At 58.2% G+C, this 13,435-nt stretch carries 13 protein-coding genes; 3 read left to right on the forward strand and 10 right to left on the reverse strand.

Annotation, left to right across the window (positions count from 1 at the left end; all coding sequences use genetic code 11):
- Nucleotides 1-25: 25 nt before the first annotated feature.
- Nucleotides 26-976, reverse strand: coding sequence for a DoxX family protein (locus tag QP934_RS04945; protein ID WP_337888538.1), 951 nt, complete (start codon nucleotides 974-976; stop codon nucleotides 26-28).
- Between the two features lie 69 nt (nucleotides 977-1,045).
- Nucleotides 1,046-1,918: a LysR family transcriptional regulator ArgP gene (locus tag QP934_RS04950; RefSeq protein ID WP_284786713.1), complete on the reverse strand. Its 873-nt coding sequence runs from the start codon at nucleotides 1,916-1,918 to the stop codon at nucleotides 1,046-1,048.
- 70 nt (nucleotides 1,919-1,988) lie between these two features.
- Here QP934_RS04950 and QP934_RS04955 point away from each other — a divergent pair, with 70 nt between their 5' ends.
- Nucleotides 1,989-2,681: a LysE/ArgO family amino acid transporter gene (locus tag QP934_RS04955; RefSeq protein ID WP_284786711.1), complete on the forward strand. Its 693-nt coding sequence runs from the start codon at nucleotides 1,989-1,991 to the stop codon at nucleotides 2,679-2,681.
- Between the two features lie 22 nt (nucleotides 2,682-2,703).
- Here QP934_RS04955 and QP934_RS04960 read toward each other — a convergent pair whose 3' ends face one another.
- The 4 genes from QP934_RS04960 to gatB all read right to left on the reverse strand — a co-directional run bounded on the left by QP934_RS04960 (nucleotide 2,704) and on the right by gatB (nucleotide 8,112).
- Entirely contained in the window at nucleotides 2,704-3,774 is a 1,071-nt protein-coding gene (locus QP934_RS04960) for an aldo/keto reductase (RefSeq protein WP_284786710.1), read from the reverse strand.
- Nucleotides 3,775-3,790: 16 nt separating this feature from the next.
- Entirely contained in the window at nucleotides 3,791-5,218 is a 1,428-nt protein-coding gene (locus tag QP934_RS04965; RefSeq protein ID WP_284786707.1) for a hypothetical protein, read from the reverse strand.
- A gap of 201 nt (nucleotides 5,219-5,419) precedes the next feature.
- Nucleotides 5,420-6,472 (reverse strand): NAD(P)-dependent alcohol dehydrogenase, encoded by a 1,053-nt coding sequence (locus QP934_RS04970; protein ID WP_419126953.1) that lies wholly within the window; start codon nucleotides 6,470-6,472, stop codon nucleotides 5,420-5,422.
- Nucleotides 6,473-6,606: 134 nt separating this feature from the next.
- Nucleotides 6,607-8,112: an Asp-tRNA(Asn)/Glu-tRNA(Gln) amidotransferase subunit GatB gene (gene gatB / locus QP934_RS04975; RefSeq protein ID WP_284786705.1), complete on the reverse strand. Its 1,506-nt coding sequence runs from the start codon at nucleotides 8,110-8,112 to the stop codon at nucleotides 6,607-6,609.
- 57 nt (nucleotides 8,113-8,169) lie between these two features.
- On the opposite strand from gatB, the gene QP934_RS04980 reads away from it, so the two are divergent.
- Nucleotides 8,170-8,955: a DUF4261 domain-containing protein gene (locus QP934_RS04980; RefSeq protein WP_284786704.1), complete on the forward strand. Its 786-nt coding sequence runs from the start codon at nucleotides 8,170-8,172 to the stop codon at nucleotides 8,953-8,955.
- Nucleotides 8,956-8,968: 13 nt separating this feature from the next.
- On the opposite strand, the gene QP934_RS04985 is transcribed toward QP934_RS04980, so the two are convergent.
- From QP934_RS04985 to QP934_RS04995, 3 genes are all read right to left on the reverse strand, one after another.
- Nucleotides 8,969-9,937 carry a bile acid:sodium symporter family protein gene (locus QP934_RS04985; protein ID WP_419126976.1) on the reverse strand — a complete coding sequence of 323 codons (969 nt, stop codon included), beginning with the start codon at nucleotides 9,935-9,937 and terminating at the stop codon, nucleotides 8,969-8,971.
- A 79-nt stretch (nucleotides 9,938-10,016) separates the two neighbouring features.
- Nucleotides 10,017-11,048 (reverse strand): ATP-dependent 6-phosphofructokinase, encoded by a 1,032-nt coding sequence (locus QP934_RS04990; RefSeq protein WP_049377154.1) that lies wholly within the window; start codon nucleotides 11,046-11,048, stop codon nucleotides 10,017-10,019.
- 24 nt (nucleotides 11,049-11,072) lie between these two features.
- Entirely contained in the window at nucleotides 11,073-12,449 is a 1,377-nt protein-coding gene (locus QP934_RS04995; protein ID WP_284810501.1) for an MFS transporter, read from the reverse strand.
- Between the two features lie 47 nt (nucleotides 12,450-12,496).
- Here QP934_RS04995 and QP934_RS05000 point away from each other — a divergent pair, with 47 nt between their 5' ends.
- The gene (locus tag QP934_RS05000) at nucleotides 12,497-12,820 is read left to right on the forward strand and encodes a hypothetical protein (RefSeq protein ID WP_049377152.1); all 324 of its coding nucleotides are present in this window, start codon (nucleotides 12,497-12,499) and stop codon (nucleotides 12,818-12,820) included.
- A gap of 72 nt (nucleotides 12,821-12,892) precedes the next feature.
- Here the strand turns inward: QP934_RS05000 and QP934_RS05005 are convergent, their stop codons facing one another.
- A complete protein-coding gene (locus QP934_RS05005) occupies nucleotides 12,893-13,387 on the reverse strand; it encodes an META domain-containing protein (protein WP_284786701.1) in 495 nt (164 codons plus the stop codon).
- Between the last annotated feature and the right edge of the window lie 48 nt (nucleotides 13,388-13,435).

Consider the following 13,435-nt stretch of genomic DNA (forward strand, 5'->3'; position numbering starts at 1 on the left):
ATTGCGACGGACTATCTATCAAGACCTAATTCAGCGGATTAACTCCTGCGCCGAAGAACCACAGTGCTACGAGAATGGCTACGCCGATGAGCACAAAGATCCACGAGGTACCCAGTGGGCGGCGTGCCCACGAACGCTTGAAGTCTAGGGAGATAAAGCCTGGGCCAGTAAACTGCAGGCCCACTGCGATGACAAAGAGGACCAAGGAAAGCCATACGGATTCTGGCCAGCTAAAGACGTCTAGGCCGGCATCGGTCTGGGCTAGCTCGTGGACGGCGGTAAAGCCGGTCACTACCAGGCCAATCATGGCCGCCAGCGGCGTAATGAGGCCGAGCAGCAAGAACACAGCAGCGATAAGCTGCATGGTCGGCACCGCAATGGACAGTGCGGTATCCCAGGCATAGTTAGCAAAGTCGCCCTCTAGACCGGACAAGCCCTGACTATCACCGAGCTCGAAAAAGGTTTTTGCACCGGCAATGATCAGGTAGGCACTCAGTGCGATGCGAATGAATAGCAGGCCAAAATCGATGGTGCCGCGGCGACCATAGCGTTGATAGCCTTCCTTTTCTTCTTGTTCCGCCTGTAGGCGTGCCTCACGCTCCTCTGCGGTTTCAGTGCTGAGGGTGTTTTCCGCAGGGGCGTCGGCAGTAGCAAGTGCCGTCTCCTGCTCTACGCTGGCCGGCGTGGTGGACTCCGGTTGCGCGAAGGCTACGGTCTCCTCGCCGGCGCCACTGTCCCGACGCGCGGCCTCATTCGCACTGGAGTAGGACAGTACCTCGGTTTCCGGGTGATCCTGCTGCGCCTGGGAAGGCTTGATCTCCTGCGGCTCAGCGCGGCCGGCACGCTCGAAGAGGCCAGGCTTCGACTTTCCCTGGCCGGAGACAGAATCCTTACTAGCGGGCTTCGCGTTGTAGGTAGGGACGTCCATATCCTCATCAAACGGGGTGGCTTTATCCGGTTGCTGCTTATCGCTCATAGCTCCAACTTAGGGGACGTGCCTGCACTTTTGTGGTACCCACCACGGCGCGCCGCGCGAGCATGCGTACTACGTCGCCACTAGATCGCCCGCAGCCTCGATTACCGAACGCGTAAGTTCGCTCAAAACCTCTGACTCCAAGCGCCAACGCTGCCAGTAAAGGTCAATATCGAGCGGGGAGTCGTCGAGAAGCACCAGCTCTTTTGCCGCCAATAGGGGCAGAGCTTGGGCCTGGGGCAGCAATCCCCACCCCAGGCCAACGCGAACGGCCTCGAGGTAGCCCTCGGAAGAGGGAATCTGTGATACCCGGGCACGCACCACGGCCGAATCAATGAAGCGCTCGCGCATCGCATCATCCAGTACTTGATCGTTGGGACCATAGCCTACAAGGGGCATAGTTTCCCAGGTCAGGCGGCCGCTATGGAAGCTTTCTGCAATATGTGGTGCCGCGACTGGGAAGTACCGCATCGTACCCAAAAAGCTAGACTCACAGCCCGAGACCGGCGTGGCTTCCCTCGTTACCGCGCCAAGCACATCGCCGCGTCGCAGCATGGCTAAGGTGCGGGCCTCATCCTCAATCCGGATGCGCAGGGCGACATCACCCTGCCGCGCGGTATCGCTAAGCACCCTACGAAACCATGTCGCTAGAGAATCCGAGTTCACCGCGACAGAGAGCGGAACCCGGGCCAAGCGGTGGCCTAGGCGGGCATCCGTCTCCGCTTGCACCAACGCCATGCGGCGTGCGGATTGAACCAGGATCTCCCCCGCTTCCGTGGCGGTTACCGGGGTAGCACGGCGAAGGAGCACGCGACCGGTGCTCGATTCTAGGGCCTTAATTCGTTGGCTTACCGCAGACGGCGATATGCCGAGTACAGCAGCGGCGACATCGAAGCTGCCTTCGTCCACGATGGCGAGCAATGTTTCTAAGTGCACCGGGTTCATGAAGCTATTCTAAACCAACTGTAGATTCATTAACTGGACTAATTCAGGCCGAGAATTCACACTGGAAGGCATGTCCATCGTGCTTGCTGGTTTCTTCCTGGGATTATCGCTCATCGTGGCCGTTGGCCCGCAAAATGCCATGCTGCTCAAGTACGGCATCCGCCGCGACCACATTGGCCTCATCATTGCTGTCTGCGCGCTTTCCGACGTCCTCCTGATTACCGCCGGCACGGCCGGCGTGGGCTACTTGGTAGAAAAATTCCCCAACGCCCTGCAGGTTCTGAAATATGTTGGCGCCGCTTACCTAGCGTATTTCACCTTTACCTGCTTCCGCGATGTGCTCAAGACCAGAGGCGAGGCCATCGAGGTGGAATCCACACAGCCGAAAGTACCGCAGGAAGTCGCTTCCTTCGATGGCTCTCAGTCACGCAGCACGACCAAGACCACAACTCGCGTCGAGATCAAGCGCTCCCCCTCGTGGGTTAAGCCGCTATTGACCGCCCTGGCCTTAACGTGGCTTAACCCAGGCGCCTACGTGGACGTAGTGGTCATGCTCGGCAGCATTGCTAATCAATATGGCGAATCGGGGCGCTGGCTTTTCGCCGTGGGTGCAATCTGTGCCAGCTTCACCTGGTTCCCCTTTATCGGCTTCGGTGCCGCGCGCTTTTCCCACGTGCTGTCCCGGCCCACAGTGTGGCGTTGGATCAACTTCGGCATCGGCGTCATCATGATTGGCCTAACGCTCAAGTTGCTCCTGCTCTAGGGGGCCGGGGCTCGGGAGCGGCCTAGTCGCCGCGAACGCGCGAAGCAGTGGCCTCGGCCCACCGGTTGATTCCGGCGTCATGGGCGGCGTCATCAATAGCAGCAAGCTCGTCTGCGCTGAAGTCAAGCTTGTCCAGCGCGCCCAAGTTGTGCTCAAGCTGCTCCACCGAAGAAGCACCCAACAGCGCCGAGGTAAGCGTGCGATCCCCCTGATCACGCAGCACCCACGAGATAGCCATCTGCGCCAGAGACTGACCACGCTTGCCTGCAATATCGTTGAGCGAGCGGATCATGGAAAGGTTTTCCTCATTGAGCCAATCCTTTTCCAAGGTCTTATTCTTCGCCGCGCGCGAATCTGCGGGGATGCCATCGATATAGCGATCCGTCAGCATGCCCTGTGCTAGTGGACCAAAGCCGATGACACCCAACCCACTGCGCGCCGTGACATCAAGAAGGGACTCGCCATCCTCGCCCGGGCGCTCAATCCAGCGGTTCAGAATGGAATAACTGGGCTGATGAATCAGCAGCGGGCAGCCTTCATCTTCCATAAACTCCATGGCCTCCGCGGTAAGCTCCGGCCCATAGGAGGAAATGCCCACATAGAGGGCCTTGCCGGAAGCCACGATATCGCGCAGCGCATAAAGAGTCTCTTCCAGCGGAGTGTCCGGGTCCGGACGGTGATGGTAGAAGATGTCCACGTAGTCCAAGCCCATGCGCTTCAAGGAAGCGTCCAAGGAGCTCACCAGGTATTTGCGAGAGCCGCCGAAACCGTAGGGTGAATCATTCATTACCCAACCCGCCTTGGAAGAAATGATCATTTCATCGCGGAAGGGGCGGAAATCGCGGGTGAAGATGCGGCCGAAGTTTTCCTCCGCGGCACCTGGTTCAGGGCCGTAGTTATTGGCCAAATCGAAATGAGTAATCCCCCGGTCATACGCCGCGCGCAGGATTTCGCGCTGCGTGGCCAGGGGACGATCGTCGCCGAAGTTCTGCCATAGGCCAAGGGAAATGGCCGGCAGCTTCAGCCCAGAGTTGCCTACTCGGCGGTACTCCATCGAATCATAACGGTCAGATGCGGGTGCATAGATGCTCATGGCACCCATTGTCCGCTTAATTCTTGGAATTGTCAGCCTGTGGCAGATCCTCATCTTCTTCCGGGTCGCCGGATGCGCCGGTTTCTTCGACCCACTTTTCAATTTCTTCCGGCGTACGGTCGGTTTCTACCGCGTCGCGTTCGGTGTAATAGGAGTAGTCGTGGCGCTTTTCTGCGTAATCCTTTTTGTCAAAGTCCACGTCATCGTCACTATCGAGCTCTTCGGCGACTTCCTCCACCAGCTCATCGTAGAGGGCCTCGTTATCCATATTGGAGTCCTCGATGTGCTGGCCAATTTCATCGTCATAGCGCTCAGCATCATATGCCTTGTCCGGGTGCAGCTTCAGGTGCATGAGGGCACGTACGCGCTCACGGCGCACGGCCTCATCCTGGATCTGCGACTGGCTGCGGAACCAAGCAAAGACCAGGATGGCCACCATCAGAATGCCCATGTAACCGATGACGGGGTAGATGTAGTTCATCAGGGTCTTGAAGCCGGCGAAGGAAACGGCGAAACCAGCCAAGCAGCCGATAACGAAGATAACCGGGAAGCGCTTCTCATGACCGGCAGATAGGCGCTTGCCCAGCGCGTAGAACATGCCGATGGCGGTATTGAAGATCATCAAGTAAATGATGACCGCCATAACCGCACCCAACGTTGGATTGACGTCATCGACCAAAGACAGCATCGGAATATCGGAGCCTTGCGCCTTATCCGAGTTCATCAACAAGGAGAATCCGGCAAGGCCCATCATGATGGAGTAGATGACGCCGCCTACAACGCCGCCCCAGCCGGCCTCGCGCGGACTAATATTATCGCCACCGATAACCAGGGACATGGACACAGCAAGCATCAGGGCAAGGCCGTTGTAGTTCAGTGCGGAAATCAGCCAATTCCCAATCGGAGTATCGATTTGACTGGAGGCGTCCATAGCGGCGCCGATGTCATCCGGCATATTAAGGCCGGTGTAGATGGCTACACCAATGACCGCAATGATGATGGTCGGTGTTACAGCACCGATAACCTTGGATACCTTGTCCACGTCGAGCATGCCCACGACAAGCACCAAGACCAGCATGAGTGTGGAGCCGATCCACGTCTTCCAGCCAAACTGCTGCTCCATATTGGAACCCGCGCCGGCCAACATCACAAAGCCAATAGCAAAGAGGGTGATGATGACCGCGATGTCCAGCAACTTGGAGACGATCGGGTGGGTGACATTGCGGAAAACGGTGTTGTGTTCAGAAGCGTGGAAGTAGCTGCCCAACTGCAAGAACACGGTACCGGCAAGGGTCATGACGAGTGCGGCGATGATGAGGCCAGGAATGCCCCAAGAACCAAAGGCGGTGAAGTACTGCACCACCTCTTGGCCCGTGGCAAAGCCGGCGCCGACCAACAAGCCCACGAAGGACATGGCAATGGCGATAATGTTTTTAGAAGACACGGTTGCCTAACTTTTGTAGCGAATATCTTTCGCATACTGGTGCGCGCGGCCCCTGTCCCCCACTCCCCAGCACGTGGGCTACACAACACCGATATGCGTTCCTTAAGGAATGGTACGTAAGTGACCCGTTAAACACCTACTGGCGCATACCGATGTTGTGCTAAATCACATTCTGACGTTCCGCGAATTCAACCTAACGCTTTAGTCGTCAAAGGTCGCGGTATCAATCACGAAGCGGAACTTTACATCGCCTTGCACCACGCGCTCATAGGCGTCATCAACATCGTTGACGCCGATCTTTTCAATAACGGCGCCGATACCGTGCTCGGCACAGAAGTCCAGCATCTCCTGGGTCTCTGCAATGCCGCCGATATTATTACCTGTAAGCACCTTGCCGCCGCCGACGAGGCTGCTCATATGGATCCCCAGCTCCTCCGGCGGAAGTCCGACAACGGACATGATGCCGCGCGGCTTCAGTAGCTGCAGATAGTCATCGAGGGAGTACCGGACAGATATGGTGGACAAGATGACGTCGAATTCGCCGCGGTGGTTGGCAAAGAAGTCTTCCTCTTCACCGGTGGCCAGAATATGCTTTGCACCCAGCTCATAGGCTTCCTTTTCCTTGCGCAGGGAGCGGGAAATCACGGTTACTTCCGCGCCCTTTGCCGCAGCGATCTGCACACCCATGTGGCCCAAGCCGCCTAGGCCTACTACGGCAACCTTGTCGCCTTCTTTAACCTGCCAGCGAGCCAGCGGCGAATAGGTGGTGATTCCGGCGCACAGCAGCGGGGCTGCGACGTCAAAGTCAATACCCTCTGGAATGGTGCACACGAAGTCTTCGTTGACTACTACCTTCTGGGCATAGCCGCCTTGAGTAATGGTCCCGTCTACGTCTTCGGAGTTATAGGTGCCCACGTTGCCATTCAGGCAGTTCTGCTCTTGGCCGTTGCGGCACTGTTCGCACTCGCCACAGGAGTTCACTAGGCAGCCCACGCCCACGCGGTCGCCCACTTTGAACTTGGTGACCTTATCACCCACAGCTTCCACAACGCCGGCGATCTCATGGCCCACTGTCAGGGGGAAGTGCGCCTGACCCCACTCGTTACGGATGGTGTGAATATCGGAGTGACAAATACCTGCAGCCTTGATATCAATGACCACATCGTCTTCGCGCGGATCGCGGCGCTCGATTTCTACGATTTTGAATGGCGCTTCAGGGCTTTCCTTTTGCAATACTTTGCTCTTAATTGTCATGCCCACGACCCTACGCGTAACCCCACTGACCTCGCCTAACGAAAGTAATCACCATTTCCGGCAGGGGAGGAAAACTAAAAACAGCCACGCCCCTCTCGTTGAGGAGGGAAAGCGCGGCTGGTTCTTTGGGGGTCTTAGTTCAGCTTCTCTGCGATAAGCTTATTGACTTGGCCTGGATCGGCCTTGCCCTGCGTGGCCTTCATGACCGCACCCACGATGGCACCGGTGACCTTCTTATTGCCGGCACGGTACTTTTCCACAATGTCCGGGTTGGCGGCCAGCGCGTCATCTACGGCCTTCTCGATGGCGCCGTCATCGCGCACGACCTCCAAACCACGCTTTTCGACGACTTCGTCGACGTCACCCTCGCCCGCCAACACACCATCGACGGCCTTGCGCGCGAGCTTGGTGGTCAGCTTGCCTTCGTTGACGAGCGCGATAACGCGCGCCACGTGCTGCGGAGTAATGGACAAACCAGCAAGATCGGTATCCTGCTCGTTGGCCTTGCCGGCTAGGTAGGAAACCCACCAGGAGCGTGCCTCGTCTGGCTTCGCACCGGCCTCGACGGTATCCACGATGAGGTCGAGGGCACCGGCATTAACCAGGTCGCGCATCTCCTCATCTTTGATACCCCACTCTTCCTGGATGCGCGCACGGCGAACCCATGGCAGCTCCGGAAGGGTCTGACGCAGCTCTTCTACCCACTCGCGCGGGGCGATGACCGGCGGCAGGTCCGGATCATTGAAGTAACGGTAGTCTTCCGCGGTTTCCTTCGGACGACCCTTGGAGGTGGTGCCATCGGCCTCTTGATAGTGGCGGGTTTCCTGGTCAATAGTGCCGCCATCTTCGAGCACCTGCGCCTGGCGCTGCATCTCGAAGCGAACCGCCTGCTCCACGGAACGCAGGGAGTTAATGTTCTTGGTTTCGGTACGGGTACCAAACTCTTCCTGGCCCACCGGGCGCAGGGATAGGTTGGAATCCACACGCATAGAGCCTTGGTCCATGCGGGCGTCGGAAACGCCCAAGGCTGCAACGAGCTCGCGCAGGGCGGAAACGTAGGCCTTAGCCACCTCGGGCGCGCGCTCACCGGCGCCAATGATCGGCTTGGTAACAATCTCAATGAGAGGAATACCCGCACGGTTACAATCCACCAGGGACGCCGTGGCGCCGTGAATACGACCGTCCGTACCACCGAGGTGGGTCAACTTGCCGGTGTCTTCCTCCATATGGGCACGCTCGATTTCTACGCGCCACTCGGTGCCGTCCTCCAGCACAACGTCCAGGTAGCCGTCATAGGCAATCGGCTCGTCGTACTGGGAAATCTGGTAATTCTTCGGCTGGTCCGGGTAAAAGTAATTTTTGCGGGCAAAGCGTGAGGACTCCGCAATGGAGCAATTAAGGGCAAGCCCAATCTTGATGGCACCCTCCACACCCTTGGAGTTAACTACCGGCAGCGCACCGGGAAGGCCCAGGGATACCGGGTCAACGTTGGAATTAGGCGCTGCGTTGAAGTTCGTAGGAGAGGTAGAAAACATCTTGGTTTCCGTATCCAGCTCTACGTGGACTTCCATGCCCATTACCGGTTCGAACTTTTCTAGGACCTCATCGAAGTCCATCAGGTCATACATCGCAGCAGTCATGCGTGCCATCTTAATACGTCCATGCGCCCGCGCGCTCACGCCCCTAAGCTGAATATTATGACTACACCACATAGCGTTGATGCCACCCTTATCGATGCCCCATTGATCAACATCGCAGTCTTCCGCACTGCCCCTACCCCTGAGGAGGTAAGCGAGCGCCTGACCACCACTTTTGGCGACCGCCTGGGAGAAATCACACCGGGTAAGAATCCAGGAAGCATCATGGTTGAGCTTAATGATTCATTTTTATTGCACTACCAAGCCGTCGATACCCCTCCCACCCGCGATAGCTATGGCCTCCACCCCATTTTGAGCGCGGATGCCCGCGGCCTCGATTCCGCCACCGCACAAATCCTCGTGTCCGTGCTTCCCCGTGAGACCGAACTTGATCGCGCGAAGCAATTCCGCGAGGCCCGCCGCGATCACCTTGAGCTACTCTCCAAGGCCACTGCGGTGGTAGCCGAGCACCCCGACTGCCTGATAGTCCATAACCCGCGCGGCAACGTTTCTATCGCGCCGAATACTTTCCTCGAGGCCGTTCGGGATAACCTTGCACCAATGCACATCGCTCCGGTGTGGCTTACCCAAAAAGAAAACAAAATCTTGGGTTATACCGTTGGGCTGGTCCAAGCCGGACACCCGGAAGTCCAGGCGGCCACCGAATCCATGGATCCCACCGATCTCTATTACAAGCTGGCCAATATCGCAGACCATGTTCTGCAAGGCGCCACCGTCAAAGACGGCGACACCCTATCTTTCGAGCAAGGCCAGCCCCCACTCACCGTGCAAAAAGAGCCCTGGTATGTAGACGAGTCCTACCCTGCGGTCACGATTATTTTTTAGCAGTTCTTCCGCCCTACTTCCGGGAATCCGAATAGCGGCAGATGGCTGCAAGCACCGCACCAGAGAGGTTGTGCCACACTGAAAAGACGGCACCTGGTAGGGCGGCCAATGGGTTCATATAGGTCGATGCCAGGGAGGTGGCCAAGCCGGAGTTTTGCATGCCCACCTCGACGGCCATGGTGCGCCGCGCGGAGATCGGCTGCTTGGTGACCGCTCCTGCAATGTAGCCCAGCAGATAGCCACAGGCATTATGGGCAACTACGGCCGCAAAGACCAGCGCACCCGCCGTAGCGATGGTGTCGTGCGCGCCGCCGACCACGATGCACACGATGGCCGAAATGGCCGCAACCGAGATCCACGGCAATGCCGCGTTAATCTTTGCCACCAGGCGCGGAACCAGCATGCCGATAAGGATGCCGGCAACGACGGGAATGAGAACCACCTTGACAATGGACCCCGCCATGGCTGAAGCGGAGACCGGCATGTACTCCCCTGCCAGCCACAAGGTCAACAATGGGGTAAGGACCGGCGCCAACAGGGTGGAAATGGACGTCATGGTTACCGACAGAGCCACATCACCGCGCGCAAGATAAGACACCACATTGGAACTCGTACCGCCGGGCGCGCATCCTACAAGGATAACGCCGGCAGCTACAGCATCGGGAAGATCCATCACCGCGACTACCAGCAGCGCCACCAGCGGCATGATAACGAACTGCGCTACCACTCCAATGAAAACGGGCAGCGGACGGCGTGCCACCAAAGCAAAATCCACCGGCTTGAGGGTTAGGCCCATACCGAACATGACAATCCCCAGCAGCGGGGTGACCTGGGGGGCGAAGGAAGCTGCGGTTTCTGGCGCGAGGTATCCCACCACGCCACCGATAATCACGAGCACGGGAAAGCCTAGCGCTGCAATGAGCGCTTGACGGTCTTGTGCTGCGGAGGGCGCAGAGGGCACCTCTACCCGATTATCTGTCATGCTATCGATACTCATGAACAAAAGAATACGCTCCCACCCAGTGGGAGCGCTATCTTAATATTCGGAACACGGAATGCCTTTAGCCAAAGAGCGCCTGGGCGTTGCGGTAACGCGATTCCGGTACCGTCTTCAATTGGCCCACGGCATCTTCGAGTGGAACTAGGTCAATATTTTCACCATGCAGGGCAACACACATGCCGGATTTGCCCTCGTGAATAGCACGGGCTGCATGTACACCGTAACGAGTTGCAAGGACGCGGTCATAGGCCGTCGGCGTGCCGCCGCGCTGGATATGCCCCAGCACGGTCGTACGCACGTCATACCCGGTGCGTGCCTTGATTTCATCGCCGATTACCTGGCCGATGCCGTTAAAGGTCTGGTGACCGAACTGATCGACGCCGCCAGCCTCGAAGTCCATCGTCCCTTCCTTCGGGAGGGCGCCTTCTGCCACGCAGATAATGCCGTACTTCTCACCCATCTGGAAGCGGCGTTCCATCGCCTTCGTAATCTCCGCGATGTCGAAGGGCTCTTCCGGTACCACGGTGTAGTGCGCACCGCCGGCCATGCCCGCATGCAGGGCAATCCATCCCACGTGGCGGCCCATAACCTCCACGATCAGGATGCGATTATGGGACTCCGCGGTGGTGTGCAGACGGTCGATAGCATCGGTGGCCACAGAAACCGCAGTATCGAAACCAAACGTGTAGTCGGTGGCATTGACGTCATTATCAATGGTCTTCGGCACGCCCACTATCGGCACGCCGTTATCAGAAAGCCACTTTGCACCCTTGAGGGTACCTTCACCACCGATGGCGACTAGAGCATCTACCCCGGCATCCGCCATGTTGGACTTAATCTGGTCAAGGCCGGCCTTGAACTTATCCGGATGCAGGCGACCGGTGCCCAGGATGGTGCCGCCACGCAACAGAATACGGTCGATTTCCGCATCGTCATAAAGATCGCGGCGGCGGTCTTCCATCAGGCCCACCCAGCCGTCTTCATAACCTACAACGGTATCTCCAAATTCATTGGACGCGGTACGCACTACCGCACGGATTACAGCATTGAGGCCGGGGCAATCGCCGCCGGACGTTAAAACACCTAGACGCATACCTACCAATCTAGCGCGCGATTTTTAGGCCTGCAGAGTGTCCCTAAAACCTAGGGCAGAAACCAGGCCCACCACCAGCGCAGCCACGATGACGAGCAGCGAATTAATAATTGCCGCCTCTGGGCTACCCGTTTGCATAACTGCGGATACCAGGGCAACTCCCACCACGGATCCCACCTGGCGGGAGGTGTTGTACACACCGGAGGCAGCGCCCATAAGTTCCGGTGAGATATCGCGCAAGGTGGTGGCTGCGTTGGAACCCCAAATGAACGACTGCCCCACACCTAGGCCGGCAATAGGCAGCCCGAGTACCCACGGAAGGGCGTCGACCTGCATGACCCACCATGCCGCAAGGAGCGAGAAGATAAGGATAGAAAATCCCATTACCCCAAGAATCCGTGGATTGACGCGATCCGCCATGATTCCAGCCAGCGGAGATATCAGGAGAGACACCAGCGCCATAGGAGCCACGATGATGCCGGCTTCGTCTGCAGGCACTCCCTGCATGGTCTGCAGCCACAGCATGATGGGGAGCATCACCGCAGCAGCCATAAACCCCATTGCGATGATGCCTACCGAGCCCGCCAGGTAATTACGGTCACTAAATAGCGCCAGCGGCACCAGCGGACTCGACCCGCGGGCCTGGGCGGTTGCCTGCAATCGAATAAACCAGACGCTAGCGGCAACTCCAGCGAGCAGGATCAACCAGATGGTCCAACCCCAGCCAAGCACCGGGCCCTGCTGAATGCCAAAGACGATTGCTGCCAAGGCGATGAGCGAAACGATGGCCGAGGGCGCATCGATAGACTGCGCGGTCGTGGGTAACTCAGGCACCCACAGCAGCGCGAAGACAATGGCTAGGACCACGAAGGGAACGTGTGCCCAAAAGGCGGCTTGCCACCCAAAGTGCCCCACAAGGAACCCGCCGGCGAGTGGACCGGCAAGTGCTGCTACAGAGCCGATCACACCCCATACGCCCAGTGCGCGCCCACGCCGCTCACGCGCGAAGATGCGATTGATAACGGACATGGTCTGTGGCATCTGGAGGGACGCACCCATGCCTTGCACGGCACGCGCCGCAATGAGTACTTCCACAGTGGGCGCCACGGCACACGCCACCGCACCCAGCCCGAAAACGCCCACGCCCAAACAGAACATCCGGCGCTGGCCTAAAACATCGCCCAAGCGGCCGGCAAAGAGCAGCGGCACCACCACAGCCAGCAAATAGGCCGCGGATACCCACATGGTGTGGTTTACGCCTGCGTTCAGCTCACGTTGCAGATCAGGCAGCGCCACCGCCACCATGGATTGGTCCAGCAGGGACACAAAGAATCCGAGGGACAATGCAAACATGGCGCGCCATGCTTGGCGCTCGGGCGGCAGATGCGTCTCCACAGTCATGGCCTTAGAGTCTAGCGGGCCGAGAAATGTCGACCTAGACTGGTCACATGTCCATGATCGATATTAAAAAGCCCCAAGACGTTTCTACCGCCACCACTGTTACCCTCGGCCTTATCGGTGGCTGGGTCACCGCCCGCGAGACCGGAATTCGCCCGCTGGGCGGCGTAATCCTCGCCGCTGCCGGTGTCTGGGCGGGTCGCTCTTGGGCCAAGAAAACCACCCCGGTTACCACTGCCGGCCTGTGCGCACTCTACGTGGGTGCATTCGGCGCCTCCCACCCGTTGGCTAAGAAGATTGGCGCTTGGCCAGCCGTCCTTAGCGTGACCGCGGCTTCGGCGGGCGCGGCTTATGCGCTTTCCGACGCCAAATAGTCCCCCACACAAAAATGCGCACCATGGCCGAAGACATGGTGCGCATTTTAAGTTTTAGTGTGCTACGAGTTTTTACTTGTCAACAGTAAACTCGGCCGCAGCTTCCTTGCTGCCCAAGGCTACGGTGCCGCCGGGAAGGTTGAAGAAAGAAGGCTTGGACTCAAAGAGGCCCAGCAGGGCGTCGGAAAGCTGCTGGGTGTGCTCATCGCAAGCCGCAAGGGTGGAGTTGAACTCGCCCACGCTGATGGTGCCGTCCTTAGCCACCTCGTAGGTAGTGGTGTAGATATTGCAGCCATCATTCATCACCAAGGAGTGGTCCTTGGCAAACTCAACACTAAGCTTGCCTTCTTCCTTAACGGAGTGGAGAGTTCCAGTGATCGTCTGGCCCTCGATCTGGGGCTCCAGCTTCTCCGCGCCCTTCGGCAGCGGGGCAATAAGCCCAGAGTTGGTCGGCGCGGTCATGCTGAACCCGGGATCAACGGAGGGCACCTGCGCAGCGTTGGCAGCTCCAGCGCCCATCAGCGCAGCGGCGGTCAGCGAAAATAGTGCGGTCTTTTTGAAATGCATACCTAATAATTTACCCCCGCCGAATATAAATTCAACGGGAGCAAAGAA

The sequence above is a fragment of the Corynebacterium sp. MSK122 genome, from assembly GCF_030229435.2.
Classification (GTDB): Bacteria; Actinomycetota; Actinomycetes; order Mycobacteriales; family Mycobacteriaceae; genus Corynebacterium; species Corynebacterium marquesiae.

Excerpts from the sequence above, each read along its gene's own strand:
- QP934_RS04945 (WP_337888538.1), bottom strand. The coding sequence starts at position 976 with ATGAGCGATAAGCAGCAACCGGATAAAGCCACCCCGTTTGATGAGGAT.
- QP934_RS04950 (WP_284786713.1), bottom strand. The coding sequence starts at position 1,918 with ATGAACCCGGTGCACTTAGAAACATTGCTCGCCATCGTGGACGAAGGC.
- QP934_RS04955 (WP_284786711.1), top strand. The coding sequence starts at position 1,989 with ATGTCCATCGTGCTTGCTGGTTTCTTCCTGGGATTATCGCTCATCGTG.
- QP934_RS04960 (WP_284786710.1), bottom strand. The coding sequence starts at position 3,774 with ATGAGCATCTATGCACCCGCATCTGACCGTTATGATTCGATGGAGTAC.
- QP934_RS04970 (WP_419126953.1), bottom strand. The coding sequence starts at position 6,472 with ATGACAATTAAGAGCAAAGTATTGCAAAAGGAAAGCCCTGAAGCGCCA.
- gatB (WP_284786705.1), bottom strand. The coding sequence starts at position 8,112 with ATGACTGCTGCGATGTATGACCTGATGGACTTCGATGAGGTCCTAGAA.
- QP934_RS04980 (WP_284786704.1), top strand. The coding sequence starts at position 8,170 with ATGACTACACCACATAGCGTTGATGCCACCCTTATCGATGCCCCATTG.
- QP934_RS04985 (WP_419126976.1), bottom strand. The coding sequence starts at position 9,937 with ATGACAGATAATCGGGTAGAGGTGCCCTCTGCGCCCTCCGCAGCACAA.
- QP934_RS04990 (WP_049377154.1), bottom strand. The coding sequence starts at position 11,048 with ATGCGTCTAGGTGTTTTAACGTCCGGCGGCGATTGCCCCGGCCTCAAT.
- QP934_RS04995 (WP_284810501.1), bottom strand. The coding sequence starts at position 12,449 with ATGACTGTGGAGACGCATCTGCCGCCCGAGCGCCAAGCATGGCGCGCC.
- QP934_RS05000 (WP_049377152.1), top strand. The coding sequence starts at position 12,497 with ATGTCCATGATCGATATTAAAAAGCCCCAAGACGTTTCTACCGCCACC.
- QP934_RS05005 (WP_284786701.1), bottom strand. The coding sequence starts at position 13,387 with ATGCATTTCAAAAAGACCGCACTATTTTCGCTGACCGCCGCTGCGCTG.